The sequence below is a fragment of the Pseudomonas sp. PSPC3-2 genome (genome assembly GCF_049897085.1).
GTDB lineage: Bacteria > Pseudomonadota > Gammaproteobacteria > Pseudomonadales > Pseudomonadaceae > Aquipseudomonas > Aquipseudomonas paraveronii.
In genome coordinates this window covers 794,095-818,823 of sequence record NZ_JAFCVO010000001.1, presented here as the reverse complement: position 1 = coordinate 818,823, position 24,729 = coordinate 794,095, and the positions used below count along the sequence as shown (strand labels likewise).

The window sequence follows — 24,729 nt, the reverse complement described above, 5'->3', positions numbered from 1 at the left end:
TTCGGTCATTTTCGCAGCGGGTCATCCCAGAAATGCCGATGGGTTTCGTGCTCCACGTCGGCGCGGTTGAGCCCGATATCCTTGAGCGCCGCATCGCTCAGTGTCGCCAGTAACCGACGCTCATGATGCAATGCCTGCCACCGCGCAACCGCCTGGAGCAGCCCGCAAAGCGGCCGCTTTGCCAATCCTGCAAAACCTGTTTGACCTTTCATCTTCTCGCCCTCCCTTGGGGATGACGCGAGTGTGTGCCGGGGGATATGATCAATCCAACGAATGTTTCTTATGTAATACATCTCAAGGATTGATCAATTGACCGCGTACCCGAGCATCGACACCGATGTGCTGCGCACCTTCGTCGCCATCGCCGATCAGGGCGGGTTTACCCGTGCCGGCGAGCAGGTCAACCGCACCCAATCGGCGGTCAGCATGCAGATGAAGCGCCTGGAAGAAGACGTGCTGCAGCGCAAGCTGTTCGAACGCGACGGCCGGCAAGTGCGGCTGACGCCCGAGGGCCAGGTGCTGCTGGGGTATGCGCGGCGCATCCTGAAACTGCACAGCGAGGTGTTCAACACCTTGCGTGAACCGCATATGGTCGGGCTGGTGCGCATCGGCACCCCGGACGACTATGTGATGCGCTTCCTTCCAGGGATTCTGAAACAGTTTTCCAAGGCATACCCGTTGATCCAGATCGAAATGCACTGCGAGGCGTCAACGGTGCTGATGCAACGGCGCGACCTGGCATTGACGGTGATCAGCCGCGAGCCCGGCAATGATCTCGGCGAACTGCTACGCACCGAGCGCATGGTGTGGGCGGCGGCGCCGTGCTTCTGCGTGGACGAGCACGATGCCCTGCCGCTGGCGATGTCCGGCTCCGACTGCCTTTACACCCAATGGGCGCGTGCCGCACTGGATGCGGCCGGTCGGGATTATCGCCTGGCCTACCACAGCTCCAACGGGGCGGCGATCCAGGCCGTGGTCAGCGCTGGCCTGGCGGCGATGGTCAGCATGGAAAGCCTGGTGACCGATGACCTGCGCGTGCTCGGCAGTGACGACGGTTTTCCACCCTTGCCGTCGATGAATCTGCGCTTGCTGCGTAACCCGCTGATGACATCGCCCATCACCGACTGCCTGGCGGAATACATCATCGAAGGCTTCAAACTTTAAACGTCAGCATCACCGCGCACACCACCAGGAAACCGCAGAACAAACCGCGCAACAGGCGCTCCGGCAGGGCGTGGGCGACCTTCACGCCCCAACTGATGCTGAGCAGGCCGCCGAACGCCAGGGGGACGCCGACCATCCAGTCCACCTCGTGGTGCCAAGCGTAGGTGACGAGGGTCACCCCGGTGCTGGGCAACGCCAAGGCCAGGGACAAACCTTGGGCCACCACCTGGGTGGTGCCGAACACGCTGGTCAGCACCGGCGTGGCGACCACCGCACCACCGACACCGAACAAGCCGCCCATAGAGCCGGAGACCGCACCCAATACGCCGAGCCACGGCCAGGGATACCGCATCTGTGCCGTCGGCGGTGCATTGCGCGTGAACATGCGCAACAGGTTGTAGGCCGACAGCACCACCAGGAAAGCGATAAAGCCGATGCGCATCGCGCCGGCGTCCAGGCCCACGGCCCAGATCGAACCGAGCCAGGCAAAGCTGAAACCCATCACCCCCAGCGGCAATGCGTGGCGCAATTCAATGCGATTGCGCTGGTGATAACGCCACAGCGCGAGCATCACGTTGGGCACCACCATCACCAGCGCAGTGCCTTGGGCGATCTGCTGATCGAGGCCGAACAGCACGCCGAGCACCGGGATGGCAATCAACCCGCCGCCAATGCCAAACAGGCCGCCCACCGTGCCCAATGCCGCGCCTAATACCAGGTACATCGCTAAATCCAACACCACGCATTACTCCACAATCCCAGGCCTTGCATGCTACGCAGTCCGCTCTGGCGCGGATACGCACAGCAACGCACAATGGCTGTGCCAATCTCGCATAAGCGTCGACTGATGAACCCGAATACCCTGACCGACCAACTCAGCCTGTTTCTCGATGTGCTGGAAACCGGCAGTTTTTCCGCCGCCGCACGTCGCCATCCGCTGACGCCCTCGGCAGTGGCCCGGCGTATCGATAGCCTGGAAAGTTCGGTGGGCAGCCGCTTGTTCCAGCGCAGCACCCATGCGGTGCTGCCGACACCGGCCGGCCTGGCGTTCGCCGAGCGTGCGCGGCGCATCGTCACCGAGTTGCAATTGGCACGGGCGGAAGCGGTGTCCTTGAGCCATGCGCCGGAGGGCTTGATACGCGTAGATGCACCGGCGGCGTTCGGTCGACGGCATCTGGCGCCGGTGATCGCCGACTTCCTGAACGTCTACCCTGGGCTGGATGTACACCTGCATTTGATCGACAGCTTTGTGGACATGCAGGGCGCACACCTGGGCAAGGTCGACCTGGTGCTGCGCGCCGGGCATATCGTCGACACCCGGCTGATCGCCACGCCGCTGGCCAGTATCGTGCGCATTGCCTGTGCCAGCCCGGCCTACCTGAAAAACCGTGGCACGCCGACCCATCCGCGAGACCTCAGCGAACACGACGGGCTGGACTGGGATGGCTTGGCGCCAATGTTCGCCTGGCGCTTCGAACTGGACGGGCGCCGCGCCACCTATCGCCCGCAACGCATCCGCATGAGCGCCAACAACGCCGAAACCCTGCTCTCCGGCGCCCTGGCCGGGCTGGGCATCGCGCACCTGCCCACCTGGCTGGCCAGTGAATATCTGGTTCGCGGCGAACTCTTGCCGCTGTTTTGCGAAAACGGCCTGCCCAGTCCGGAAACCACCGGCATCTACGCGCTGCGCCTGGAACAACAGCCGAATGCGCGCAGCCGCTTGTTGCTCGAATACCTTAAATCCCGCTTCAGCCCGGTGCCGCCCTGGGACCTGGCACTGCAAAGCGGCTTGGTCTGACCTATCCGCAGTAACTGGCCATGTTGATGCTGTGGGAAGAGGATGGTTTGACCGTCGGCGAAATCAGCAATCCGCACTGCCTGCCCCCTTGCTCAAGCACCTGGAAGCCGAGAGCTTGCTCAGTCACGCGCAAAGCCTGGGCGACACTGCCACCAAGTCTTCCCGTGGCAACGTCGACGTGCGCCTGCACGTCACCGTCTGACCCGTACTGCTCGTCAACTGCGCGCCGTCCAGCCAAGTGCCGGCGGTGCGGCAAGCATCGGATGATGCTGAAGCCACACCTGAAGTGACAACTAAACGCCCACAAAAAAGCCCGACTCAAGGTCGGGCTTTTTTTCGTATCGGAGGGGCCAGAATTACTTCTTGGCGCGACCTTTGTACGAACCACCTTCACGGGTGTCGATCTCGATCAGGTCGTCGATTTCGATGAAATCGGCCACTTGCAGTTCAGTACCGTTAGCCAGCTTGGCAGGCTTCATGACCTTGCCCGAAGTGTCGCCGCGAGCGGAACCTTCGGTGTAGGCAACCTTACGCACGATAGTGGTCGGCAGCTCTACGGAAACCAGGCGGTCTTCGAAGAAAATAGCTTCGCAGACGTCGGTCATGCCTTCTTCGATGAACGGCAGAACGGCTTCGATATCTTCAGCGTTCAGCTCGTACATGGTGTAGTCGGTGGTGTCCATGAACGTGTAAGCGTCGCCGCTGATGAAGGACAGGGTCGCTTCTTTACGGTCGAGGATCACGTCGTCCAGCTTGTCATCGGCGCTGTAAACGGTTTCGGTCTTGTAACCAGTCAGCAGGTTTTTCAGCTTGGTCTTCATGATCGCGCTGTTACGGCCCGACTTGGTGAACTCAGCTTTCTGAACCAACCAAGGATCGTTGTCGATACGGATTACCATACCGGGTTTCAGTTCTTTACCAGTTTTCATTGCGTATATCCGAAATTTGGATGGGGTTTACAAAAATCAAGGTGGCGTATCATATCCAACTTTCATAAAACTGTACCAGCGCCGTCGCAAGATCCGCCTGCAAGCCCTGTTCCAGACACCATGTTTCGGCGTGTGCAGCCACTTCCGGCCAGTGTGCCAGCAGCATTTTCCAAGGTTGGGCCATATCGCCCTCGGTGTTCCAGGCCTGCCAAAGAGCCACCACTGCGGCTTTTGCCTCCAGCGAGAGGGCTGCTGTGTAGAGCTCCAGAAAGGCGTCGAGCTTGTCCAGGTGGATGTCTTCGTCCTGACGATAGATGTGCCACAGCAACGGGCGCCCGGCCCATTGAGCGCGAACAAAGGAGTCTTCGCCGCGCACGGCGTTGAACTCGCAACACCACAGCAGGCGGTCATATTGCTCCTGGCGCACGAACGGAAGCACCTGCACGGTCAGGGCGTCGCGCTGATAAACATCGCCCGCCGCCAGCCGATCCACGCCGAGCCAGCGCTGCATGTCGCCGAGGATGCGCCCTTCCGGCACCAACAGATGAGTCGCACGCCCGTCCGTCGCCAACACGTCCAGCCAACCGGCAAGCGCGGCATTTTCGTAGGCGAACAGCGACATCAACCGCGCATCGGCTGCGGGAAATACGCCCAGGCTTTGCAGGAATTGTTGCTGTGCGCGCGCATCCTGTTGAAACGCCTGGCGCTGTTGCAGCAACCCCGCCTCACGCAACAGGCCACCGGTGCCCGACCGAAAGCCGGGAAAGAAGAAGTACTTCTGCACGCCCTTGAACTTCACCGACGGCAGGCGATGGCACCCCACCACCCAGTCTTCGGCACTCAGGTAGTCCAGGTTCATCCACAACGGCGCACGCTCGCGCTCGGCCATCGCCTCCATATACTCAGGCGGCAACTGGCAGGCAAACGCGGCGATCACCACATCCGCCGATGGCGTGGACGACCACTGCGCTGGCCAATGACGCACGTCGACGCCCTCTTGCCATTGCTGCTCCCGTTGCACATCAATCTGCGGGCACATGCGCTCGAAGGCCCGCAGGTCATCGACCCACAAGCGCACATCACACGCGTGCTCCACTACCAATTGCCGGGCCAGACGCCAGGTCACGCCAATGTCGCCGTAGTTGTCGACGACGCTGCAAAAAACATCCCAGCGGGCTTTCATTCCGGGCTCCAACGCTCAAAGGCTCGATTGTCCGCATAAATGCCCCGATGCAGAAGGCTTGATCGCGATTATTCTGCACGGTGGCTGTGCGACAATCGCCGCCACACCGCAAATGCCCCCCAGGAGACCGCCATGTCTGACCGCCCGCTGTCGCTGTTCAAGCTTTGTCTCGCCATCGCCCTGGGCGTGTGGCTGGGGTTTATCGCCATTGCGCTGACCACCTGGCTGGCGTCTCGTTATCTGTTCCCGCAAAGCCTGGCGCCCGTCGCCCAGGCCGTTCAACAACTCGGCAAACCCACGCCGGTTGCACCGGAACCGCCGAACCGCATGTTTGAGCAGTATCAAGAGAACCTGCGCAAGCAGGAACAACAGCAAACCCTGGATCAGGCTCGCAACAACGCGCGCAACCTGTCCAACCCCAAATGCCAGTTCTGGCTGCAACAGGACCAGAACGCGCCCAATGAAAAGAGCCGGGCGAATGTCCTGCAATTTTGCGAATGATCAAACCCAACCATGAATAAACACGCCGTCCTCCAGTTGATCCTGGAAAAACTCAGCGTCGACCTCGACATCGCCCAGCGCGCCGCGCAGACCGCCTACGAAACCGCGACCCATGAAGAAAACATCGCGGAAAACAAATACGACACCCTCGGGCTGGAAGCGTCATACCTGGCGGCCGGACAGGCCAAGCGGGTCGAGGAGATCAAGCAGTCGCTGACGCTGTGCCAGAACCTGCAACTGCAGCTGCGTGCATACGATGCACAACGGGGGATAGAAGTCGGCGCGCTAGTGGGCCTGGAAGACGAAAACGGTCGCCAGCAATGGTTGTTCCTGGCGCCGGATGCGGCGGGCTTGAAAGTGGAGGTGGTGGGGCAACCGGTCACCGTCATCACCCCGCGCTCGCCCCTGGGCAACAGCCTGCTGGGCAAGTTCGAAGGTGATGAGGTGGAGATTCTAGTGGCGGGCGCCCGGCAACACTTTACGGTTACCGAGGCCAAATAAACCACTCAGTGGACGGGCAGTTCTACGCCGTCGAACAACTCTTCCAGTTCCTGCTTGTTGTGGCACTGGATCGCCTTGGCCATGACTTCGCGCGTCAGGTGCGGGGCGAATTTCTCGATGAAGTCGCACATGAAACCACGCAGGAACGTGCCGCGACGGAAACCGATCTTGGTCACACTGGACTCGAACAACTCGCTGGCGTCGAGCACGATCAAGTCTTTATCGAGCTGGGTGTCGACCGCCATCTTGGCGACGATCCCCACGCCCAGGCCCAGGCGGACGTAAGTCTTGATCACGTCGGCGTCGGCTGCGGTGAACACCACTTTGGGCGTGAGACCACGATGACTGAAGGCTTCGTCGAGCTTGGAGCGGCCGGTAAAACCGAACACATACGTCACGATCGGGTATTCCGCCAGGGCTTCCAGGGTCAGCTTCGGCAGCTTGGCCAGTGGGTGGCCTTGCGGCACCACCACACAACGGTTCCAGCGATAGCACGGCATCATTACCAAGTCGCCGAACAACTCCAAGGCCTCAGTCGCAATCGCGAAGTCGACGGTGCCGTCGGCGGCCATTTCAGCAATCTGCATCGGCGAACCCTGGTGCATGTGCAGGGCCACATCCGGGTATTGCTTGATGAAATCGCGGATCACCGGCGGCAATGCATAACGGGCCTGGGTATGGGTGGTGGCGATCGACAGGGTGCCCTTCTTCTCGTTGGAGAATTCCTGGGCGATCTGCTTGATGCTCTCGACTTTGCGCAGGATCTCGCCGGCAGTGGTGATAATGCGTTCACCGGCTGGGGTGACGCGGGTCAGGTGCTTGCCGCTGCGGGCGAACACTTCGACACCCAGCTCGTCTTCGAGCAGGCGGATCTGCTTGCTGATACCCGGTTGCGAGGTGTAGAGGCTTTGAGCGGTAGCGGAAACGTTGAGATCGTGGTGCGCCACTTCCCAGATGTAGCGCAGTTGTTGAAGCTTCATATGTGTCCCTCAAAGCAGATAGACGCCACGGGTATCAGCGACGGTATATAACTATATTAAAGGTTAGACAGATAAATCTAGAACTTTTTATCGACCCTTTCCTTCACACGTCATCACTGCGTTGACGTTGTAACGACGGCACCAGGTAAACCGGCACCGGAGACAGCTGCAACACCCGTGCAGCGGTGCGCCCAAGGGGGGTGGCCGCGGCAGTTGCGTGGCTGTGACTGCCTACGATCAACAGATCCACGGAAAGTTTACGCAGTTGGTCGAGAATCACCTCGCACGGGTCACCCTGGATCACCCGCACCGAGTGGATCAATTGCAAGTCTTGTTCGCCGTCCACCAGCTCCTCGCGAAAACTGTCGAGCACCCGCTGCTCGATCGTCGCCATCACCGTGCTCAGGCCCTGGCTCTGCCATTCGTTCAGAGCCTTTTCATCAAGGTAGCTCTGCAACACCGATTCGGCGAACAGCCCCATGGGTTCGACCACATGAATCACCGACAGCTCAGCCTTGAACGTTCGCGCCAGTGCCAGCGCATGTTGCATCACATAAGGCGCATACAGACCGAGGTCCGTGGCATACAGCATCGACCGGATCATAAAACCTCCTGGACAGCCAGGATGGCGGAGATTGAATGAGCTTAGCAGCGCCTCGGGGAATCCGACTGACTTAGCTCGACGTCTGAATCTTCACCTCATTGCTGATGCCATGGGGCACATGCCCGGTGGCCACCACCTCCCTGGCTTTCTCGCAATGGCCGGCCTGGTCATCGAAAAAAACGTCGGCGGCGAACGCCTCCAGGAACGCAGATTTTTCCAGGCCGCCGAGGAACAACGACTCGTCCAGGCGGATATCCCACTCGCGCAAGGTGCGAATCACCCGCTCGTGGGACGGCGCCGACCGGGCGGTGACCAGCGCGGTGCGGATCGGGCACGCCTCTTCCGGGAACTCACGCTGCAACAAGTTAAGCGCCGCGAGGAAGCCCTTGAAGGGGCCGCCATGCAACGGCTGGCGTGCCGATTCGCGCTCGCTGGCCTGGAACGCTTCCAGCCCACCCAGTTGATAAACGCGCTCCGACTCGTCGGAAAACAACACCGCATCGCCATCAAATGCGATCCGCAGCTCCTCGCTCGATGCCCTGCGCGCGCCGCCTGACAGAATCGTCGCTGCCGCAAACCCGGCATCGAGCGCACTGCGCACGTCTTCAGCATGGGTCGAAAGGAACAGATGGCATCCAAACGCCGCCAAATAAGGATATGGACTACGCCCTCCTACGAAAGCGGCGCGGGAAATGTCCAGGCCGTAATGCTGGATCGAATTGAACACGCGCAGGCCGGTGTCAGCACTGTTGCGCGACACCAGCACCACCTCGACCCGGGCCCGGCCCAGGCTGGCGTTGAGGCTCAGGAGTTTCTTGACCAGCGGGAAGGCATCGCCCGGCTCGAGCGTTTCTTCTTCGTGCTCGATCTGGTATTTGCGGTAGGCCTCCACGCCTTGGGCCAGGTAGACCTTGTGGCTGTCACTCAAGTCGAACAGCGCCCGCGATGAAATCGCCAGTACCAGCTTGTCGCCCAATCCCTTTGCCATGGTGGTTCCCCCCAATCAGCGGTTATGCCGATCAATAAAACTCAAGGCCTGATACAGCGCCTGCATTCGCGGCAACTCGCAGCCGGCAGCCTTGGCGGCGGCGAGTGGGCGGGCGTAGATCGCCGCCAGTTCCAGCGGGCGTTTATGGAGATGGTCGTGGTACATGCTGGGCAGGTAGTCGTCCATGGTTTCGGTCATGGCGAACATTTGCTCGGCATAGCTGGCCGCAATGTCGTGGCCACAGGCGTGGGCGCCCTTCACCACTTCGGCCATCAGCGCCTGGATCAGTTCGCGGCTGGACTCATCCGCCATCATCGCAGTAGTGCCGCTGCCCAACAGCACGGAGAGGCCGTTGTAAGGCACGTTCCACACCAGCTTGTGCCAGCGCGCCTGGTGTACGTTGGCCATGGCCTGAGACTCGATGCCGGCCTGATGAAACAACGCGGCGCCGGCTTCGACAATCGCCTTCTGGCGCGCTTCGTCGTTGGCGGCGGTGCCGCTGTGATAACCCAGGTTGACCCGGCCCAACGCCTGATGCTCGACGACGCCGGGGGCAGAACGGTGTACGCCGATATAGCAAAGCCCGCCGAGCAGATGCAGGGAAGCCGGCAGGTGTTCACGCAGGCTGTCTTCGACGTCGAGGCCATTTTGCAGCAACACCACCTTGGCGTCGGGCGCCGCGACCTGAGCGATGGTCGGGGCCAGGTCGACATTGCCCGTGGACTTGGTCCCCACCAGCAGCCAGTCGCACGGCGGCATGTCGGCGGCGCGGGCGTAGGCCTGCACGGGGTTCAGGTGCAAGGTGCCATACACGCTGCTGTTGAGACGCAGGCCGCGCTCACTGACCGCTGCGTATTCGCTGCGCAGCAGGAAATGCACATCGAAGCCGGCTCGCGCCAGCATCAGGCCGTAGAAACCACCGATGGCGCCGGTGCCGATAATGCCAATGCGTGGTGACAATGCGGTCATGGCAAATCCTCTGGAGTACGGGTAAGCGCTTGATGAATAGCGTTGGTAAGGTCGGAAGGCGTAAGGCGTGTCTGTATTTGCCCAAGGAATTGACCCTCGCACACCACGAACAACGCCGGCAAATGAAAGACCTGGTAACGTTCCACCGCACCACCGTTGTGCCCGGCATCCACCCAGCACAGCCGATCCACCGGCAAATGCCAGCCCGGTAGTTGCTGATGCGCCCAACGGCAACTGGAACAGCCCACGCTGGTGAACACCACGAGCGAAATGCCTGGCAATCCCAGCAATTGCTGGTCAATATCCAGGTCGGTCAATGCCTGTTCCTTCACTATACTGCTGCCACCGCCGTCGACTGGACGGTGCTCGGAGTCCGTGTACATGGGTCGTTTTTTACCTCATCCTGATGATGTCGCTGCCCTATTGATCCAACGTCCCTCCCCTCCCATTCCCCGCCAACGCCTGCACACTATCGGCCTGGGTGGCATCGCCTGCAATTGCCCGCGTGCCTGGCGCAAGGGTACGGCGGTTGATCTGCATATCCCATCCCTGGGCGCCGGGGCCCGCTATCCGGGCTATGTGGCATGGTGCCGCAAGGTGGAAAACGGCTATCGTGTCGGCATCTCGTTCACCGATGAACATGCGTTGTTCGGCGCACGCATGGGTGAGCAAGCATGCCGGATAGAACGTTACTGCCGCCAGCACGAAGACGCCGAGTCGACGCCCGAGCAGTTCGAAAGCATGGCCCGCGAGTGGGTAGCGCGGCACGCCGGTGAGTTCTCCCATGAGGCGTTTGTGGCGCCGGCGCTGGATTAAAGCGGGCCTTGCCCATTGTCGCGGGCCGGTATTACGCGCTAAGGTTCCTCCCCCCTGCATTCAAATCATGCTGTGCTCCGCCGCACGGGAATGGCTGGCGGCCGGCACCCGTGACCCTGACGAGTAACACGATGGCTGATTTACCGATCAACGACCTGAACGTCGAATCCAACGAGACCCTGATCACGCCCGATCAGCTCAAGCGCGAAATACCCCTGAGCGACGCTGCACTGCAGACCGTCACCAAGGGTCGCGAAGTCATTCGTGACATTCTCGACGGCACCGACCACCGCCTCTTCGTGGTAATCGGGCCGTGCTCGATCCACGACCTCAAGGCTGCCCACGAATACGCCGAGCGCCTCAAGGCGCTGGCCGAAGAAGTGTCCGACACCTTGTACTTGGTCATGCGCGTCTATTTCGAGAAGCCGCGCACCACCGTGGGCTGGAAAGGCCTGATCAACGATCCGTACCTGGACGACTCGTTCAAAATCCAGGACGGCTTGCACATCGGTCGCAAGTTGCTGCTGGACCTGGCCGAAATGGGCCTGCCCACCGCCACCGAAGCCCTTGATCCGATCTCCCCGCAGTACCTGCAGGACCTGATCAGTTGGTCGGCCATCGGCGCGCGCACCACCGAATCCCAGACCCACCGCGAAATGGCGTCGGGCTTGTCCTCGGCCGTGGGCTTCAAGAACGGCACAGACGGCGGCCTGACCGTGGCGATCAACGCGCTGCAATCAGTCTCCAGCCCGCATCGCTTCCTGGGTATCAACCAGGAAGGCGGCGTTTCCATCGTCACCACCAAGGGCAATGCCTACGGTCACGTGGTATTGCGCGGCGGCAACGGCAAGCCCAACTATGACTCCGTCAGCGTTGCGCTGTGCGAACAGGCGCTGAACAAGGCCAAGATCAAGCCAAACATCATGGTCGACTGCAGCCACGCCAACTCCAACAAGGACCCGGCCCTGCAGCCGCTGGTGATGGAAAACGTCGCCAACCAGATCCTGGAAGGCAACCAGTCGATCATCGGCCTGATGGTCGAGAGCCACCTGAACTGGGGCTGCCAGGCGATTCCAAAAAACCTGGCCGATTTGCAGTACGGTGTGTCGATCACCGATGCCTGCATCGACTGGTCGACCACCGAGACCACTCTGCGCAGCATGCACGCCAAGCTCAAGGACGTATTGCCCCTACGCAAACGTACCTGAGTCTGATCTGGGCATACAAAAACGCCGGGCTAAGCCCGGCGTTTTTTATGCTGCGGTTGATGCCTTACAGCTTGGCGGCATGGCGCTGGTGGCGCTCCATGTAGCGTTCGACGTAAGAGCACGACGGGATCACCGTGTAGCCAGCCTCTTCGGCAAACTTCAAGGCTTCCTCGGTCAATGCGGCCGCAATACCACGGCCTCGCAGTGCGTTGGGCACGAAAGTCCGGTAGATGTCCAAGGTCTGTTTCCCGAGGTCCATATACGTCAGGTAGGCACGATGACCGTCCACATTGGTCTCGAACTGATGACCAGCCTGGTCATGGTGGATGGACAACGCCTCGCTCATCACTACTCCTCGCGGGTCTTGGATTCTGACCCCTACCTTACCGATGTTTTTCCGGCGAAGGAACATCTACGCCACCCCGTGCCGGTTTCGACAACGAGAAAACCTTGAGCGCTTACAACCAGCACGTAGAGAATAGTAGGCAGCAATCCTGAAATTGCTCAAGACGCACTCGTCCTCCCGGGCGCTGGCGGATATAGAAAGGGCCTCGATCAATCGGTGACCGAAAGCCTGAACATTGCCGGCAGTTGAAGCTTGAGACGAACTGGCGCTGTTAAAGTCACCTCTACATGCGCAAAAGATGCAGGGTTTGGCAAAGTCAACCTGTACAAAAGTGTTAGCCCCGATATATAGATTTTCATCTATTTAGGAGGCTTGACACATGCGGGCCGGCCCTTTCAGGCGGGGTCCAATCTTCAGCAGACTGCAAAAAACCGAACACTTTTTATACAATCCTCCAAAAGATTAGCTAAAATAGATTCGACACGGCATTTTTTTTTGCTTCTTGCGCTAGGTCAGTTTACTTACTACAAGTAATGAGTAGTATGTACGCCGGCTATTAGCTCACTCTGAGATAGTAGCTATCTAATTGAAATTCCTTGAAGGGGAACACGATGAACAACGTTCTGAAATTCTCTGCTATCGCCCTGGCCGCAGTTCTGGCTACCGGTTGCAGCAGCGTCTCCAAAGAAACCGAAGCTCGTCTGACTGCAACTGAAGACGCAGCAGCTCGCTCCCAGGCTCGTGCAGACGAAGCCTACCGTAAAGCTGATGAAGCTCTGGCTGCTGCTCAAAAAGCACAACAGACTGCTGACGAAGCTAACGAGCGCGCTCTGCGCATGCTTGAAAAAGCTAGCAAGAAGTAATAATCCTTCGGGGTTGTTATCAAGCCGATCCATTTTTGGATCGGCTTTTTTATTGCCGGAATTTCGCGAGCCCTGCGGCGGCAGGCAATAAAAAACCCGCCGCGGCGCAAGGCCGAGGCGGGCTTTGGACCAAGCAGGCTTACTGCTGCAGGTCGATCGGCGTACTCGACACCATCGGCGCCGGGCCCGGCATACCGATTTCAGTCGGCAGGCCATCTTCGGCAGCCACCACATCACGCACCTGATCCCAATTCACCCGCAGATGATTGGCCAGGTCTTCACGCTTGAGCAGGGCGTTGATCACTGCCGTGTGCTTGTCGACCACCGAGGGGGTGCCGTCATCGTTCAGAGGCGTATGCGCTTCCAGGTAAACCTTGCCACCACTGTTACCGAACTTGTAGGCATCGTTGATGATCCGCACCGACGTCCCCACCGGCACCATACTGGCCATTTCCAGCACGTTATTGTTGAACATGCGGAAGCAGCCGTGGCTGGTACGCGTGCCAATACCGAACTTCTTGTTGGAACCGTGGATCAGGTAACCCGGCGTGCCCAACGAGAACTTGAACGGGCCCAAAGGGTTGTCCGGGCCAGCAGGGACGACATTAGGCAACGGGTCGCCCTCAGCGGCATGCTCAGCCTTGATCGAGGCTGGCGGGGTCCAGGTCGGGTTCGGCGTTTTTGCGACAATGGTGGTATGGGCGACCGGCGAACCCCAGCCCTCACGACCAATCCCCAGCGGGAAGGTGTAGACCACGTTCTGGCCCTTGGGGAAATAGTAGAGCCGGTACTCGGCAAGGTTGATCACGATGCCTTCGCGGGGGCCCGGTGGCAGGATAAACCGCGTCGGCAAAACGATCTCGGTGCCAGCGCCCGGCAACCAGGCATCGACGCCCGGGTTGGCGGCGACCATCTCCGAGTAGCCCAGGTCGTAGGTGCTGCCCAGGTCGGCAAAAGTATCTTCGTACTTGGCCTTGATCACCTGGACCTGGCCAACGATGTCTTCACCCGGTGGCGGCAAGGGCAACTGCAAGGCTGCTGCGGAACCCGCCGCACACAGGGCGGCAAGAGACAGGCAGCAGGTGACTACGGAAAGGCGCGACAACATCCGGAAAATCCTTCGCAGAACAACGTGTAGGTAAAAAACGATTGTATACGTGAAGTGGACTTCTAGCTGCAAGCTCTTAGCCCCCCTTACAACTCGAAGCGCAGTTCCGGCCAGATCGGCGGCGTGCCACGCTTTTGCGACTCCAGAATGGCACGGCACAGGGGGCACAGGCGCTGGTCCTGGAAGATCGAGCGGTCCACCGCCGACCAGCGTGGCTGAGCCGGCAACAACGTGCCACAGAGCGTGCGATCGATCGTGCCGCCCAGCTCCAATTGACGCGTGACCAAATGCACCCGGACTTCCTGGCAGGCGAACAGATCCAGCTGTTCGTCCGGCTCGATCAGTTGGTAATTAAACAGGGACCAGGCAGGACGCGACATCGAGGGCTCCAAATCGGGGGGGCGCCACCTTAGCCGAAAGCCTGCCGGTAGAAAAGCGTCATAACAGCGGTTTTAGCGTCGGCCAGACATTTTCCAGCAACTTGCCCTGGGCGCCGACCGCAGGATGCAGTTGATCGGCCTGCATCAGCTCGGGATGACCGCCCACGCCTTCGAGGAAAAACGGCACCAACGGCACGCTCTTCTCCTTGGCCAGCGCCGCGTAGACCCCGGTAAACGCCGTGGTGTATTTCGGACCGTAGTTAGGCGGCAACTGCATGCCCAGCAGCAACACCTTGGCGCCGACCGCCTGGGACTGCTCGATCATCGACGCAAGATTTTGTTTCAATTGCGCCGGCGGCTGTCCGCGCAGGCCGTCATTGCCGCCCAGCTCGATAATCACCAGGCCTGGCTTATGCTCTGCAAGCGCCGCCGGCAGTCGCGCGAGGCCTCCGGCACTGGTGTCGCCACTGATGGACGCGTTGACCACTTCATCGTCGAAACCTTCGTGCTTGAGCCGTTGTCCCAGCAAGGCTACCCACCCTTTACTGGTATCCAGTCCGAAACCGGCACTGATACTATCGCCAACGATCAGGACCGTACCCGCCGCTGCGTTCTGGGCCATGCACATCAAGGCCAGGCCAGCACTCAAAAACCACATTCGCATCGGATTCTCCATGGGCGCAAGCATTCTCACCGCGCGGAACCTTAGCAAAGTGGTTCCCAGCGCGGAAGGTGAACTGACTATCCTGCACGAACTGAGCCTGGAACTGAACAAGGGCGATAGCCTGGCTATCGTCGGTGCCTCCGGTTCCGGTAAATCCACCCTCCTTGGCCTGTTGGCCGGCCTCGACCTGCCCAGCAGTGGCGAAGTCACGCTCGCGGGGCAAGCCCTGAGCACCCTCGACGAAGACCAGCGCGCACGCATACGCGCCGAACACGTGGGCTTCGTCTTCCAGTCATTCCAACTGCTCGACAGCCTCAACGCGCTGGAAAACGTCATGCTGCCGCTGGAACTGGACGGCCGCAAAGACGCCCGCGAACGTGCCAGGCACCTGCTCGAACGGGTCGGCCTGGGCCAACGCCTGACCCACTCGCCACGCCAACTCTCCGGGGGTGAGCAACAGCGGGTGGCGATCGCCCGCGCATTTGCCGCCGAACCTGACGTGCTGTTTGCCGATGAACCCACCGGCAACCTCGACAGCCATACCGGCGAGCGCATCAGCGACCTGCTGTTTGAACTGAATAAAGAAAGCGGCACGACACTGGTCCTGGTCACTCACGATGAGCGCCTGGCCCACCGTTGCCGACGCCTGATCCGCCTTGAAGCCGGCCTGATGGTCGCGCCCCTGGAGCCTTGATGGCACGTTTGCCGCTGCTGCGCCTGTTCAGCCTTGCCATGCGCCAATTGCTGCGCGATGCCCGCGCCGGCGAATTGCGCGTGTTGTTCTTCGCCCTGCTGGTGGCCGTCGCCTCCAGCACCGCCATCGGCTACTTCGGCGCGCGCCTGAATGGCGCCATGCTGTTGCGCGCCACCGAGTTTCTCGGCGCCGACCTGGTGCTCGAGGGCAGCTCACCCGCGCGCCCCGAGCAAATCAGGTCCGGGACCGAACTGGGCCTGGATCACGCGCGCGTCGTCGAGTTCTCCAGCGTTATCGCCACCGATAACGGCATCCAGCTGTCCAGCATCAAGGCGGTCAACGAGCAGTACCCGTTGCGCGGCGAACTGAAAAGCGCAGCCGCGCCGTTCGGTGACGAAACCCCAGGCGGCGGCCCGAAACCCGGCGAAGCCTGGGTGGAGGCGCGGCTGCTCACGGCACTCGACCTGAAAGTGGGTGACAGCATCGACGTGGGCATGAAGCCCCTGCGCCTGACGCGCGTGCTGACCTATGAACCGGACCGCGCCGGCAATTTCTACAGCCTCACGCCAAGGGTGATGATCAACCTGGCCGACCTCGACGCCACCGGCGTGGTCCAGCCTGGCAGTCGCGTCAGCTACCGCGAACTGTGGCGCGGGGCCCCAGCCAGTACGGCACTGCAAACCTATCGCGACCTGGTCAAGCCGGGCCTCGCGGCCAACCAGCGCCTGCAGGATTCCCGGGATGGCAACCAGCAGATCGGCGGCGCCCTGGGCAAGGCCGAGCGCTACCTGAACATGGCCAGCCTGGTGGCGGTGCTGCTGGCCGGTGTGGCCGTGGCGCTGTCCGCCAACCGTTTCGCCAGCCGACGCTTTGATGCCAGTGCGCTGTTGCGCTGCCTGGGTTTATCGCGGCGTGAAACCATGCTGTTGTTCAGCCTGCAACTCAGCGTACTCGGCCTGTTGGCGAGCCTGGCCGGCGCCCTGCTCGGCTGGCTCGCGCAATTTGGCCTGTTCTATTTCCTGCACGACCTGCTGCCGGCGGACGTACCACCCGGTGGGCTACTGCCGGCCATTGCCGGGATCGGCACCGGGCTGGTGGCCCTTGCCGGTTTCGCCCTGCCGCCGTTGGCGGCACTGGGCCGCGTACCACCGCTGCGCGTACTGCGACGCGACCTGCTGCCCATCCCGTCCAGCACCTGGATGGTCTACGGCGCGGCGCTGCTTGCCCTGGGCCTGATCATGTGGCGCCTGAGCCTCGACCTGGTGCTGACCTTCGCCCTGCTCGGCGGCGGCGTGGTCGCGGCCTTGATTCTCGGTGGCCTGCTCCTGCTGCTGTTGCAGAGCCTACGCCGCCTGCTGGCCCGGGCGTCCCTACCCTGGCGCCTGGGCCTGGGCCAATTGCTGCGCCACCCGCTGGCGGCGGCAGGCCAGTCCCTGGCGTTCGGCTTGATCCTGCTGTCCATGGGTTTGATCGCCCTGCTGCGCGGCGAATTGCTGGACACCTGGCAAAACCAGTTGCCCAAGGATGCGCCCAACTACTTTGCGCTGAATATCCTGCCCGCCGACAAAGACGCCTTTGGTGCTCGCCTGCTCGAGCTGCAGGCGCAATCGGCGCCGCTGTATCCAGTGGTGCCCGGCCGGCTGATCAGCGTCAACGGCGAGCCGGTGCAGGAGATTGTCAGCAAGGACTCCAGTGGCGACCGTGCGGTACAGCGCGACCTGAGCCTGACCTGGGCCGCCGACCTGCCGCCGGGCAATGCCCTGACTGCGGGGACTTGGTGGGCGCAGCAACCGGGTGATGAAATACCGGGCGTGTCGGTGGAAGCCAAGGTCGCCGAAAGCCTGAAACTCAAGCTCGACGACCATCTGGTGTTCACGGTGGCGGGCGAAAATCGTGAAGCTCGGGTCACCAGCCTGCGCACCATCAATTGGGATAACTTCCAGCCCAACTTCTTCATGATTTTCCAGCCTGGCACCTTGAAAGACCTGCCAGCCACCTACTTGACCAGCTTCTATCTAGCCCCCGGCCATGACCGGCAGATCGTCGACCTGTCCCGGGCATTCCCGGCGGCCACGATCCTGCAGGTCGAGGCCCTGCTGGAGCAACTGCGCAGCATCCTCGCCCAAGTGACGCTGGCGGTGGAATATGTGCTGCTATTTGTGCTGGCGGCAGGGATGGCGGTGCTGTTTTCCGGCCTGCAGGCCACCCTGGATGAGCGCATTCGCCAAGGTGCGCTGCTGCGGGCGCTGGGCGCCGAGCGCAAGCTGCTGGTAAAGGCCCGACGCATCGAGTTCGGCCTGCTGGGCGCGGTCAGCGGTTTGCTCGCAGCGCTGGGTACCGAGCTGGTGACATGGGTGCTGTACCGCTACGCCTTTGACCTGGCCTGGCACCCGCACGTGTGGTTGCTACTGCTGCCGGTGATCGGTGCGGTGCTGATCGGCGGTGCCGGGGTATTCGGGACGCGCCGCGCGCTGAATGCCAGCCCGCTGACGGTATTGCGCGAAGGTTGAAAGGACGATGGCCCGCAGCTTCAAAGACTGCGGGCCATGATTGCCTATTTCACATACTCGATACCGGTGATCCACCAGCACACCTCGCCGTTTGGTGTCTGCACGATGGCCTCGTCGTCGACTTGCTTGCGCAACAGCGCCCGTGCCATCGGTGAGTCGATGGAGATGTAGTCCATCCGCTCATAGATCTCGTCATAGCCGACGATACGAAAACGCTTGGTCTCGCCCTGCTCGTTTTCAATATCGACCCAGGCACCGAAAAATACCCGCCCCTCCTGCTCGGGCATGTACTCCACCACGCGCATGTCTTCCAGACGCTTGCGCAGGTAGCGTACCCGCCGATCAATCTCACGCAGCAGCTTCTTGTTGTACTGGTAGTCCGCGTTCTCGCTGCGATCCCCCAGGGAGGCGGCCCAAGTCACCTTGCGCGTGGTGTCCGGACGCTTTTCGCGCCACAGGTAATCCAACTCCTTCTTCAGCGCTTCATGACCTTCTTTGGTAATCAGCTTGGTACTCAAACGCGTGCATCCCCAGGCAATGTCCATTGATTCCAATACGCCGCAGCTTGAAGGCCCGGCGTCGACGAACAGAGAGTGATGATAAATGAACGGGCGAAAGTAGCCAGACCCGCCGACGCCTCGCATCACAAGTGGATTGCACCAAGATCGCTGCTGGGTTGAAACGGCTCATTTCTCGCCAGGCCGTCCAACGCCTGGTCGAGTTCAAAGAGGACGGCCTGCACATTCTGGCGCAACCCAGGTAACTGCACGAGCAACGCCGCCAACGTCTCACCCTTCTGGCGCGCCCGTAATTCTTGCACCTCGACTTGAGTGACCCGCTCCTCCAGGACGCGGGCGCGTTCATCCATTTGGCGCTGCCCTTGCTGCTGCGCACCCAAGGCATTTGCCAACTGTGCCTCACGCCCCTCCAGCGCCTGAGCCTGCAACTGCAGGGCGCCCTCCTCCTGCGCCATCCGACGGGTCAGCTCCTGGCGTTTTTGCTCAAGCTCCGCCAGCCCTTGCTGCAGCTGAACCTGGCGCTGCTCAAGCACCTCTTCGCGCTTTTGCATCGCGAGTTTTTGCTGGGTCAGTTCCTGGGCGACGCGCGCGAGGTTGGTCAAGGTGCTATCCACCTCGAACAGCGAATTTTGCTCCGCCTGTTCGCTCAATGCCGGCGGCGCACTGGGTGCAACCACAACGGCCAGCGATTCATTTGGCGCCAAGACCTCTGGCGCCTGCTGCGGAGGTTGAGCCGGCCCCTGGATCATCACGGGCGAGACCTTTTCAGGCTCCTTCGTCACTTTGGGAGCCGAGACCATTCGAGAAGAAAAACGAATGGACGGGACAATCAGCGTAGGACTTTCAATAGCCTCTGACGCTGGGGAAGACGTCCCCAAGGTAATCACCTTCATCACCAAGGCTTTCTTGATGTTCATTGAATGATGATCTTCGGGCCTGGCGGGCGGCAACTTGCAGCCTTTCAAATCGACAAAATGATAAGGAACCTGGCCGTCACCTACACTCCCCGATTTGGTACCGGACGCCGCCAGGGTCAGTATTTGTTTAAATACCCGCATCGCAACTTGCAGATCTTCCTGAGCATCCACCCCGCCCAAGAAGTACCGTTCAACTTTCCTACGTAATGCTGCGACATATACCCGGGAACTACCCGGCTCTATTTCTTCATCCAGACTGTACACAAGAAAGTTCGACGCGATCTGGGGTATAGCAAAACCACAGAGCAGAGCGCCGTTGACCGGCGTATCCTCACCCGAGCGTTCAAGAACTAGGGTACGTAGAAGCATCATAGTAATCGGGCCTCATAACAACAAGCAAAGCGTATATAAACATCAGATAAACATCCGACCATCAACATGCATTTATCACTCAACGATTGTTTCAGCGCGCTAATCGACTGAACGTAGGACTTCTCTTATTAATATACTTCAGTGCTTCCAAGCACGATGCATTGAACGTACCATTTTTAAACCCGAGCCCTGTATCACTCAATAAAGGCGCTTGCCTCTTCATTCTTCTTGCCTTACCCACCGAATAGAAAAGCATAATGATCGAGATAAGCAACCTCACAAAATACTTGAACAAAAAGAGTGTAATCAACGATGTCTCATTTTCTGCCAAACGCCAAGAGTGCCTTGGGTTATTTGGATTGGAGGGGGCAGGTAAAACTACACTTTTGAAGATGATCGCCGGCGCCACCCAGCCCTCCTCGGGGCAGGTGCGGATTTTGGGGCTGGATACACAAACCCATGGGTATCAGGCACGCAAGGCAATAGGCTATCAACCCGAATCCGGCGTCAACCACCCGACCCTGTCAGTCAAGAACTTGCTCAGCTTCATCGCCACCGTTCGTGGATTCCAGGGCGCGGAGAAGCGCAGGCGGGTGGATCGCGCCGCCAGCCGACTCGAACTCTGGCCAGTCCTCGGTTACCCGATCAACACGCTTCCGCCAGGCCTGAAACGCAAAGTCGCATTTGCCCAAGCCCTGCTGCACGACCCCGACGTGCTACTGCTGGACGAACCCGGCGAAGGCTTGGCGCCCCATCAGCAAGGGAAGATCAGCACGCTTATCCAGTCATTGGCCGACGAGATGACGATTATCGTCGCCTCACGCGATTGCGAAGCACTGGCCGGCGTCTGCACCCGTGCCCTGGTCATTGGCGGCGGTCGCCTGCTGGCGGACACCCCAATGCCCGAGCTACAGCGCAGCTCCCGGCACTTCCGGGCGGTCACCCTGGCGGCGAAGTCGGCCCTGGATTTGTTGGCACTCGCCGTGCTGCCCGGCGTGGCAGGTATCGAAGAAGACCGGCACGGTCCAGGCACGGTGACCGTTCTCGCCATGCCGGGACACTCCATCTACCCCGCCATCTGCGCATTGATTGCCAACCGGCGCTGGGAAATACACTCACTGAATCTGGAGCCAGGTCGCCTGAACGATGTCGTTCACCACCTGAGCCAGGAGGCATCCCATTGAACCTGCTGCCACCTGTTTTCAAACGCCAGCTTGCCAGCTATCTATCGGCACCTGCCACCTACCTGAGCATTGCGCTATTCCTGGTGCTGTCCGCCTTACTGGGATTGCACACAAGCCCATTGCTGGAGCGAAGCAGCAGCGACTTGCAGGGCTTTTTTCAATGGCACCCTTGGTTGTACCTGTTACTGATCCCTGCCCTGTCGACTCAACTTTGGGCGGATGAGAACGAGACCGGCTTTGGCGATTTCATGAAAACCCTGCCTGTCAGGCCCGCGGAACTGGTTATTGGAAAATTCCTCGCTGCCTGGGTCGTGGCGGGCCTGGCACTATTGCTGACATTTCCCATCGTGACAGTTGTCAACTTGCTCGGCACTGCGGACAACGCGGTCATTGCCTCACAATTTCTGTCCAGTTGGTTATTAGCCGGGAGCTATCTATCGGTCGGTGTTTTTATTTGCGCACTGACCCGCCAACGCCTGGCCATTTTCATATTGACGCTGAGCTTGCTGTTATTGGCCAGCGGTGTGTCTTCGGTGTTGGATGCACTTGAGCGTCAAGCGCCCATCTGGATCATCGATAGTTTGACGTCTCTCAGCCCACTCCTACGTTTTGGCCTGATTGACCACGGGACACTTACCTTTCAGGACTGCGCGTATTTCATCAGCATGATCATTGCTTTTCTTGCTGCGACGACCGCAATCCTCAACTACAAGAACAGCTGAGAAGGAACACTCTCGATGCGATATCCATTGCGCACCGGCATGACACTTAGCGTCATACTGCTTTTGTTCCTCGCATTCAACTTGGTATGGGCAGTCAAATTTCCCGATCTACGCCAGGATTTTTCTCAACAAAAAACCAACACATTGTCACCCGAGGTAGTGCACTTACTCACCACACTGGAAAGCCCACTGGACTTCTACTATTTCAATTCAAGCCTACCGGCACAAAAAAGCAGCATCCTGAAACACTATGCTAAACGCGTTGAAGAAAAACTGAGGGCTTTCGAACACGCAGCAAACGGCAGGATCAATCTGCACATTATCGATCCTGCTCCCTTTTCAGAGGATGCCTACAAAGCAGGATTATATGGACTACGCGATCAACCGGGATTCTTCGGTCTTATCGGCACGCGGGAGGGCCAAGCCGCACAACGCATCGAATCGTTCAACCCAGAGAACGAACCGTTGCTGGAGTATGAAATCAGCCACCTGATCACCCAGTTGCTGCATCCCGAGCCTGCGGTCATTGGACTGTTATCCGGGTTACCGGCAGACGCGTCCATCGAACCGTTGGTGCTGGAATTGCACCGACATTTCGACCTACTGGAGTTGGAGCCGACTGCAGATCATGTCCCCTCGCGGATCAAAACCCTGATGCTCATAAACCCCCGCGAGCTGCCGGAGAAAACGCTGTACGCGATTGACCAATTCGTCCTGAACGGCGGCAAACTGCTGATGTTTATCGACCCCCTCGGTAAAGGCGACTCAAAGGCAACACCCTCGGCGACCAGACTAGACGGGTTACTCGCCGGCTGGGGGGTCAGCATGCCGAGCAATAAGGTACTGGTCGACCGCACCTATGCCCCATCGGAACATCAACCGGCCACCTTCACCCTGCCACGCCAAGCGATGAATACCGATGATGTCAGCACCTGGAAGCTGGACACGGTGACCGTGTCGAACAGCGGCGCCCTGTTCTCCCTGGATAAAAGCCGGGCCACCTTCACGCCACTGCTGCGCAGTTCCAGACAGTCGTTACTGCTGGATTCAAGCGCCGTAGACAGCGCGTTCCCCACGCGTGGCGAGCGTCATGTGATCGCTGCCCGACTCGAAGGGCCAGCCTATTCAGCGTTTGCTGACGGATTTGGCGGGCAGCCGCCGGGGCGGCAGAAGGCGACGCAGATCCAAGTGGTAGTGGTGGCCGATACGGATATGTTGAGCGAGCCACCCAGCGGTTCCGCGCAAAACGCTAACAAACTGTTTGTAGTAAACACTCTGGATAACCTCGCAGCACCGCAGGCCCTTGCGAATATTCGCCCGCGTGCAGTGGCGGGCCACTCATTGAACCTGCTGGAGAAGCGCCGCGAGGCTGCCGAGCGCGCCTACCAGGATCAGGCCACCGAGCTGGAACGGCGCCTGGTACAAACGGAAAAGGAATGGCAGCGCCTCAACCCTGAGGGCACGACCCTGGGCACCGAGGCTGTCGATACCAACACCCAGTTGCAAGCGCTCAACAAAGAGCGCCTGCGTTTACCGATGGAACTGCATGCGCTGAAAAACGCCCTTCACGCGCCGGTGCAGCGCCTGGAGCGCAACATAAAACTGCTGGTGATTGTGCCGTTGCCGGCACTGCTGGGCCTGATTGCCTGGGGGCTATTTCAATGGCGTCGCCGTCGTTGTCCGGTGCCACCGTCGGCGTTCTATTGAGGGCTCAGCGCCGCGCGATCAAGCCTTGCCGGGCAATGCGCGTCAGTTGATGAATCACCTCGGCAGCATCTCTGGCGCTGGGCGCCTGGATCACCGCAAGGTCAAAGCTGTTGCTGGCAAAGCGCCCCAGGGAATCGCCATCTTCGACAAACTGGATCAGGAACGCCGAAGGCCGCCCGCCACGCCGCGGCCAACCATCCAGGTAACGCAACAGCGTCGGCTGGTGCTTGCCGCCGAGGAGAATTCTTGGATTGCGTTGATTCAGGTCCGCAGTGATCGGGGCCAGGCGTATGAGGGGGTGTGGTGCATTCATCGTGTCGTGTCTCTGCCTCAAAAGTCTGCGGGCAGGTGAGAGGCAACACCGAACCAGCGCTTTAGCGGTATTTCGAAGCCTGCGTCTTCAGTCAGAGCTGGCTTCTGTCGGGCTGCATCGAGTCCCAGTGGCGCCCCGCAATTAGCTGTTTAAATCGGCGCATAACCAACATCCTAGAGAAGCCGATGGGGCGGTGTCAAGAATCCCGCGCAACGAAAAGGCCCGCGCATGGCGGGCCTTCTCCAGGGGATACAGGGCGATCAGTTGGCGATGGCGCGGTCGGCAGACAGTTTGCCAGCACCTTCGAACAGGACGGCCAGGGAGCCGCCGAGCAAGGCCAGGGCGAACTCATAACCGTTGTTCGCCATGAACAGACCGTTATGGATATGCACCGAGAAGATCGCCACCAGCGACAGAAAAGTCAGGCCCAATGCCGCAGGGCGCGCCAGCAGACCGATGATCAGGGCCAGGCCGGCGAAGAACTCGGTACCGCCCGACAACAAGGCCATCAAGGTGCCCGGCGCCAGGCCAATGCTTTCCATCCACTGCGCGGTGCCCGCCAGGCCGTAGCCGCCAAACCAGCCAAAGAGTTTTTGCGAACCGTGGGCGGCGAAGATGATACCGACAACAATGCGCAGAACGGTCAGGCCATAGCCGGCGCGGGTGGACAGGATGCTTTTGATCAGTGGGCTCATGGTGATAATCCTTTTCAAAGTAGGGGTTGGTTGGCCGCTATATTAATCAGTTTATACAATGATAAAAGCCGAAAAATCGCCTGATTAATATCAAT

29 protein-coding genes and 1 pseudogene are annotated in these 24,729 nt (G+C 60.1%); 13 read left to right on the top strand and 17 right to left on the bottom strand.

All coding sequences use genetic code 11. The features are described 5' to 3' along the window. Positions 1–5 precede the first annotated feature (5 nt). Positions 6–212: a DUF1127 domain-containing protein gene (locus tag ACP7CJ_RS03830; RefSeq protein WP_426099425.1), complete on the bottom strand. Its 207-nt coding sequence runs from the start codon at positions 210–212 to the stop codon at positions 6–8. A 97-nt stretch (positions 213–309) separates the two neighbouring features. Here ACP7CJ_RS03830 and ACP7CJ_RS03825 point away from each other — a divergent pair, with 97 nt between their 5' ends. Further along, a complete protein-coding gene (locus ACP7CJ_RS03825; protein WP_276197178.1) occupies positions 310–1,164 on the top strand; it encodes a LysR family transcriptional regulator in 855 nt (284 codons plus the stop codon). Here the strand turns inward: ACP7CJ_RS03825 and ACP7CJ_RS03820 are convergent. Then, on the bottom strand, positions 1,154–1,903 hold the full coding sequence (locus ACP7CJ_RS03820) for a sulfite exporter TauE/SafE family protein (protein ID WP_426099726.1): 750 nt from the start codon (positions 1,901–1,903) through the stop codon (positions 1,154–1,156). The two genes, ACP7CJ_RS03825 and ACP7CJ_RS03820, sit on opposite strands and share 11 nt — an antisense overlap. 108 nt (positions 1,904–2,011) lie before the next feature. On the opposite strand from ACP7CJ_RS03820, the gene ACP7CJ_RS03815 reads away from it, so the two are divergent. Then, positions 2,012–2,962 (top strand): LysR family transcriptional regulator, encoded by a 951-nt coding sequence (locus ACP7CJ_RS03815; protein ID WP_426099426.1) that lies wholly within the window; start codon positions 2,012–2,014, stop codon positions 2,960–2,962. After that, positions 2,953–3,107 (top strand): annotated as a pseudogene (locus ACP7CJ_RS03810) (MarR family transcriptional regulator); the annotation flags it as partial. The gene ACP7CJ_RS03815 and the pseudogene ACP7CJ_RS03810, both read left to right, overlap by 10 nt. A 211-nt stretch (positions 3,108–3,318) precedes the next feature. Here the strand turns inward: ACP7CJ_RS03810 and ACP7CJ_RS03805 are convergent. Both ACP7CJ_RS03805 and earP read right to left on the bottom strand, forming a co-directional pair. Continuing rightward, positions 3,319–3,891, bottom strand: a complete 573-nt coding sequence (locus ACP7CJ_RS03805; protein ID WP_017849516.1) for an elongation factor P — start codon at positions 3,889–3,891, stop codon at positions 3,319–3,321. Between the two features lie 49 nt (positions 3,892–3,940). Then, the gene (gene earP / locus ACP7CJ_RS03800; RefSeq protein ID WP_426099427.1) at positions 3,941–5,074 is read right to left on the bottom strand and encodes an elongation factor P maturation arginine rhamnosyltransferase EarP; all 1,134 of its coding nucleotides are present in this window, start codon (positions 5,072–5,074) and stop codon (positions 3,941–3,943) included. Between the two features lie 132 nt (positions 5,075–5,206). Here earP and ACP7CJ_RS03795 point away from each other — a divergent pair, with 132 nt between their 5' ends. Together ACP7CJ_RS03795 and ACP7CJ_RS03790 are read left to right on the top strand one after the other, a co-directional pair. Further along, positions 5,207–5,575, top strand: a complete 369-nt coding sequence (locus ACP7CJ_RS03795; RefSeq protein WP_276197176.1) for a hypothetical protein — start codon at positions 5,207–5,209, stop codon at positions 5,573–5,575. A gap of 12 nt (positions 5,576–5,587) precedes the next feature. Further along, positions 5,588–6,076, top strand: coding sequence for a GreA/GreB family elongation factor (locus ACP7CJ_RS03790; RefSeq protein ID WP_276197175.1), 489 nt, complete (start codon positions 5,588–5,590; stop codon positions 6,074–6,076). Positions 6,077–6,081: 5 nt separating this feature from the next. Here the strand turns inward: ACP7CJ_RS03790 and cysB are convergent, their stop codons facing one another. The 5 genes from cysB to ACP7CJ_RS03765 form a co-directional block, all read right to left on the bottom strand. After that, positions 6,082–7,056, bottom strand: a complete 975-nt coding sequence (gene cysB, locus ACP7CJ_RS03785) for an HTH-type transcriptional regulator CysB (protein WP_426099428.1) — start codon at positions 7,054–7,056, stop codon at positions 6,082–6,084. 103 nt (positions 7,057–7,159) lie between these two features. Continuing rightward, on the bottom strand, positions 7,160–7,660 hold the full coding sequence (locus ACP7CJ_RS03780) for a universal stress protein (protein WP_276197174.1): 501 nt from the start codon (positions 7,658–7,660) through the stop codon (positions 7,160–7,162). A 70-nt stretch (positions 7,661–7,730) separates the two neighbouring features. Then, the gene (locus ACP7CJ_RS03775) at positions 7,731–8,648 is read right to left on the bottom strand and encodes a 5'-nucleotidase (protein WP_276197173.1); all 918 of its coding nucleotides are present in this window, start codon (positions 8,646–8,648) and stop codon (positions 7,731–7,733) included. A 15-nt stretch (positions 8,649–8,663) separates the two neighbouring features. After that, on the bottom strand, positions 8,664–9,617 hold the full coding sequence (locus ACP7CJ_RS03770) for a putative 2-dehydropantoate 2-reductase (protein ID WP_276197172.1): 954 nt from the start codon (positions 9,615–9,617) through the stop codon (positions 8,664–8,666). Then, positions 9,614–10,000, bottom strand: coding sequence for a thioredoxin (locus ACP7CJ_RS03765; RefSeq protein ID WP_247401692.1), 387 nt, complete (start codon positions 9,998–10,000; stop codon positions 9,614–9,616). Before ACP7CJ_RS03765 ends, ACP7CJ_RS03770 begins: the two co-directional genes overlap by 4 nt. Between ACP7CJ_RS03765 and ACP7CJ_RS03760 the strand changes: the two genes are divergently transcribed. Together ACP7CJ_RS03760 and ACP7CJ_RS03755 are read left to right on the top strand one after the other, a co-directional pair. After that, positions 9,999–10,433 (top strand): PilZ domain-containing protein, encoded by a 435-nt coding sequence (locus tag ACP7CJ_RS03760; RefSeq protein WP_247401694.1) that lies wholly within the window; start codon positions 9,999–10,001, stop codon positions 10,431–10,433. The two genes, ACP7CJ_RS03765 and ACP7CJ_RS03760, sit on opposite strands and share 2 nt — an antisense overlap. Positions 10,434–10,564: 131 nt before the next feature. After that, a complete protein-coding gene (locus tag ACP7CJ_RS03755; RefSeq protein WP_247401696.1) occupies positions 10,565–11,641 on the top strand; it encodes a 3-deoxy-7-phosphoheptulonate synthase in 1,077 nt (358 codons plus the stop codon). Positions 11,642–11,705: 64 nt separating this feature from the next. On the opposite strand, the gene ACP7CJ_RS03750 is transcribed toward ACP7CJ_RS03755, so the two are convergent. Further along, positions 11,706–11,987: a GNAT family N-acetyltransferase gene (locus ACP7CJ_RS03750; RefSeq protein ID WP_003189869.1), complete on the bottom strand. Its 282-nt coding sequence runs from the start codon at positions 11,985–11,987 to the stop codon at positions 11,706–11,708. A gap of 611 nt (positions 11,988–12,598) precedes the next feature. Here ACP7CJ_RS03750 and ACP7CJ_RS03745 point away from each other — a divergent pair. Then, positions 12,599–12,850, top strand: a complete 252-nt coding sequence (locus ACP7CJ_RS03745; protein WP_247401697.1) for an Lpp/OprI family alanine-zipper lipoprotein — start codon at positions 12,599–12,601, stop codon at positions 12,848–12,850. Between the two features lie 139 nt (positions 12,851–12,989). Here ACP7CJ_RS03745 and ACP7CJ_RS03740 read toward each other — a convergent pair whose 3' ends face one another. From ACP7CJ_RS03740 to ACP7CJ_RS03730, 3 genes are all read right to left on the bottom strand, one after another. Continuing rightward, complete coding sequence (locus ACP7CJ_RS03740) at positions 12,990–13,958, bottom strand: L,D-transpeptidase family protein (RefSeq protein ID WP_276197170.1); 969 nt, start codon at positions 13,956–13,958, stop codon at positions 12,990–12,992. Positions 13,959–14,044: 86 nt separating this feature from the next. After that, the gene (locus tag ACP7CJ_RS03735; protein ID WP_247401699.1) at positions 14,045–14,338 is read right to left on the bottom strand and encodes a hypothetical protein; all 294 of its coding nucleotides are present in this window, start codon (positions 14,336–14,338) and stop codon (positions 14,045–14,047) included. 58 nt (positions 14,339–14,396) lie between these two features. Then, positions 14,397–15,002, bottom strand: coding sequence for an arylesterase (locus tag ACP7CJ_RS03730; RefSeq protein ID WP_426099429.1), 606 nt, complete (start codon positions 15,000–15,002; stop codon positions 14,397–14,399). Positions 15,003–15,012: 10 nt separating this feature from the next. On the opposite strand from ACP7CJ_RS03730, the gene ACP7CJ_RS03725 reads away from it, so the two are divergent. Both ACP7CJ_RS03725 and ACP7CJ_RS03720 read left to right on the top strand, forming a co-directional pair. Continuing rightward, the gene (locus ACP7CJ_RS03725; protein WP_010176179.1) at positions 15,013–15,696 is read left to right on the top strand and encodes an ABC transporter ATP-binding protein; all 684 of its coding nucleotides are present in this window, start codon (positions 15,013–15,015) and stop codon (positions 15,694–15,696) included. Beyond that, the gene (locus tag ACP7CJ_RS03720; RefSeq protein WP_276197168.1) at positions 15,696–18,206 is read left to right on the top strand and encodes an ABC transporter permease; all 2,511 of its coding nucleotides are present in this window, start codon (positions 15,696–15,698) and stop codon (positions 18,204–18,206) included. The genes ACP7CJ_RS03725 and ACP7CJ_RS03720 overlap by 1 nt, the downstream gene beginning before the upstream one ends. 44 nt (positions 18,207–18,250) lie before the next feature. Here ACP7CJ_RS03720 and greB read toward each other — a convergent pair whose 3' ends face one another. Together greB and ACP7CJ_RS03710 are read right to left on the bottom strand one after the other, a co-directional pair. Beyond that, positions 18,251–18,724 carry a transcription elongation factor GreB gene (gene greB, locus ACP7CJ_RS03715; protein ID WP_177033332.1) on the bottom strand — a complete coding sequence of 158 codons (474 nt, stop codon included), beginning with the start codon at positions 18,722–18,724 and terminating at the stop codon, positions 18,251–18,253. 125 nt (positions 18,725–18,849) lie between these two features. After that, complete coding sequence (locus ACP7CJ_RS03710; RefSeq protein WP_276197167.1) at positions 18,850–20,013, bottom strand: hypothetical protein; 1,164 nt, start codon at positions 20,011–20,013, stop codon at positions 18,850–18,852. Between the two features lie 257 nt (positions 20,014–20,270). On the opposite strand from ACP7CJ_RS03710, the gene ACP7CJ_RS03705 reads away from it, so the two are divergent. Genes ACP7CJ_RS03705 through ACP7CJ_RS03695 form a run of 3 tightly spaced genes read left to right on the top strand, consistent with a single transcriptional unit; the run spans position 20,271 to position 23,626 of the window. Then, positions 20,271–21,197, top strand: coding sequence for an ABC transporter ATP-binding protein (locus ACP7CJ_RS03705; protein ID WP_276197166.1), 927 nt, complete (start codon positions 20,271–20,273; stop codon positions 21,195–21,197). Further along, positions 21,194–21,919 carry an ABC-2 transporter permease gene (locus ACP7CJ_RS03700; RefSeq protein WP_276197165.1) on the top strand — a complete coding sequence of 242 codons (726 nt, stop codon included), beginning with the start codon at positions 21,194–21,196 and terminating at the stop codon, positions 21,917–21,919. Before ACP7CJ_RS03705 ends, ACP7CJ_RS03700 begins: the two co-directional genes overlap by 4 nt. A gap of 15 nt (positions 21,920–21,934) precedes the next feature. Further along, positions 21,935–23,626 carry a Gldg family protein gene (locus ACP7CJ_RS03695; RefSeq protein WP_276197164.1) on the top strand — a complete coding sequence of 564 codons (1,692 nt, stop codon included), beginning with the start codon at positions 21,935–21,937 and terminating at the stop codon, positions 23,624–23,626. Between the two features lie 4 nt (positions 23,627–23,630). Here ACP7CJ_RS03695 and ACP7CJ_RS03690 read toward each other — a convergent pair whose 3' ends face one another. Together ACP7CJ_RS03690 and ACP7CJ_RS03685 are read right to left on the bottom strand one after the other, a co-directional pair. Beyond that, positions 23,631–23,939 carry a class I SAM-dependent methyltransferase gene (locus ACP7CJ_RS03690; RefSeq protein WP_276197163.1) on the bottom strand — a complete coding sequence of 103 codons (309 nt, stop codon included), beginning with the start codon at positions 23,937–23,939 and terminating at the stop codon, positions 23,631–23,633. A 260-nt stretch (positions 23,940–24,199) separates the two neighbouring features. Then, complete coding sequence (locus tag ACP7CJ_RS03685; RefSeq protein ID WP_276197162.1) at positions 24,200–24,634, bottom strand: DoxX family protein; 435 nt, start codon at positions 24,632–24,634, stop codon at positions 24,200–24,202. Between the last annotated feature and the right edge of the window lie 95 nt (positions 24,635–24,729).

Coding starts and splice junctions, on each gene's coding strand:
- ACP7CJ_RS03830 (WP_426099425.1), bottom strand. CDS start 212: ATGAAAGGTCAAACAGGTTTTGCAGGATTGGCAAAGCGGCCGCTTTGC.
- ACP7CJ_RS03815 (WP_426099426.1), top strand. CDS start 2,012: ATGAACCCGAATACCCTGACCGACCAACTCAGCCTGTTTCTCGATGTG.
- ACP7CJ_RS03805 (WP_017849516.1), bottom strand. CDS start 3,891: ATGAAAACTGGTAAAGAACTGAAACCCGGTATGGTAATCCGTATCGAC.
- earP (WP_426099427.1), bottom strand. CDS start 5,074: ATGAAAGCCCGCTGGGATGTTTTTTGCAGCGTCGTCGACAACTACGGC.
- ACP7CJ_RS03795 (WP_276197176.1), top strand. CDS start 5,207: ATGTCTGACCGCCCGCTGTCGCTGTTCAAGCTTTGTCTCGCCATCGCC.
- ACP7CJ_RS03790 (WP_276197175.1), top strand. CDS start 5,588: ATGAATAAACACGCCGTCCTCCAGTTGATCCTGGAAAAACTCAGCGTC.
- cysB (WP_426099428.1), bottom strand. CDS start 7,056: ATGAAGCTTCAACAACTGCGCTACATCTGGGAAGTGGCGCACCACGAT.
- ACP7CJ_RS03780 (WP_276197174.1), bottom strand. CDS start 7,660: ATGATCCGGTCGATGCTGTATGCCACGGACCTCGGTCTGTATGCGCCT.
- ACP7CJ_RS03775 (WP_276197173.1), bottom strand. CDS start 8,648: ATGGCAAAGGGATTGGGCGACAAGCTGGTACTGGCGATTTCATCGCGG.
- ACP7CJ_RS03770 (WP_276197172.1), bottom strand. CDS start 9,617: ATGACCGCATTGTCACCACGCATTGGCATTATCGGCACCGGCGCCATC.
- ACP7CJ_RS03760 (WP_247401694.1), top strand. CDS start 9,999: ATGGGTCGTTTTTTACCTCATCCTGATGATGTCGCTGCCCTATTGATC.
- ACP7CJ_RS03765 (WP_247401692.1), bottom strand. CDS start 10,000: ATGTACACGGACTCCGAGCACCGTCCAGTCGACGGCGGTGGCAGCAGT.
- ACP7CJ_RS03755 (WP_247401696.1), top strand. CDS start 10,565: ATGGCTGATTTACCGATCAACGACCTGAACGTCGAATCCAACGAGACC.
- ACP7CJ_RS03750 (WP_003189869.1), bottom strand. CDS start 11,987: ATGAGCGAGGCGTTGTCCATCCACCATGACCAGGCTGGTCATCAGTTC.
- ACP7CJ_RS03745 (WP_247401697.1), top strand. CDS start 12,599: ATGAACAACGTTCTGAAATTCTCTGCTATCGCCCTGGCCGCAGTTCTG.
- ACP7CJ_RS03740 (WP_276197170.1), bottom strand. CDS start 13,958: ATGTTGTCGCGCCTTTCCGTAGTCACCTGCTGCCTGTCTCTTGCCGCC.
- ACP7CJ_RS03735 (WP_247401699.1), bottom strand. CDS start 14,338: ATGTCGCGTCCTGCCTGGTCCCTGTTTAATTACCAACTGATCGAGCCG.
- ACP7CJ_RS03730 (WP_426099429.1), bottom strand. CDS start 15,002: ATGCGAATGTGGTTTTTGAGTGCTGGCCTGGCCTTGATGTGCATGGCC.
- ACP7CJ_RS03725 (WP_010176179.1), top strand. CDS start 15,013: ATGGGCGCAAGCATTCTCACCGCGCGGAACCTTAGCAAAGTGGTTCCC.
- ACP7CJ_RS03720 (WP_276197168.1), top strand. CDS start 15,696: ATGGCACGTTTGCCGCTGCTGCGCCTGTTCAGCCTTGCCATGCGCCAA.
- ACP7CJ_RS03710 (WP_276197167.1), bottom strand. CDS start 20,013: ATGATGCTTCTACGTACCCTAGTTCTTGAACGCTCGGGTGAGGATACG.
- ACP7CJ_RS03705 (WP_276197166.1), top strand. CDS start 20,271: ATGATCGAGATAAGCAACCTCACAAAATACTTGAACAAAAAGAGTGTA.
- ACP7CJ_RS03695 (WP_276197164.1), top strand. CDS start 21,935: ATGCGATATCCATTGCGCACCGGCATGACACTTAGCGTCATACTGCTT.
- ACP7CJ_RS03690 (WP_276197163.1), bottom strand. CDS start 23,939: ATGAATGCACCACACCCCCTCATACGCCTGGCCCCGATCACTGCGGAC.
- ACP7CJ_RS03685 (WP_276197162.1), bottom strand. CDS start 24,634: ATGAGCCCACTGATCAAAAGCATCCTGTCCACCCGCGCCGGCTATGGC.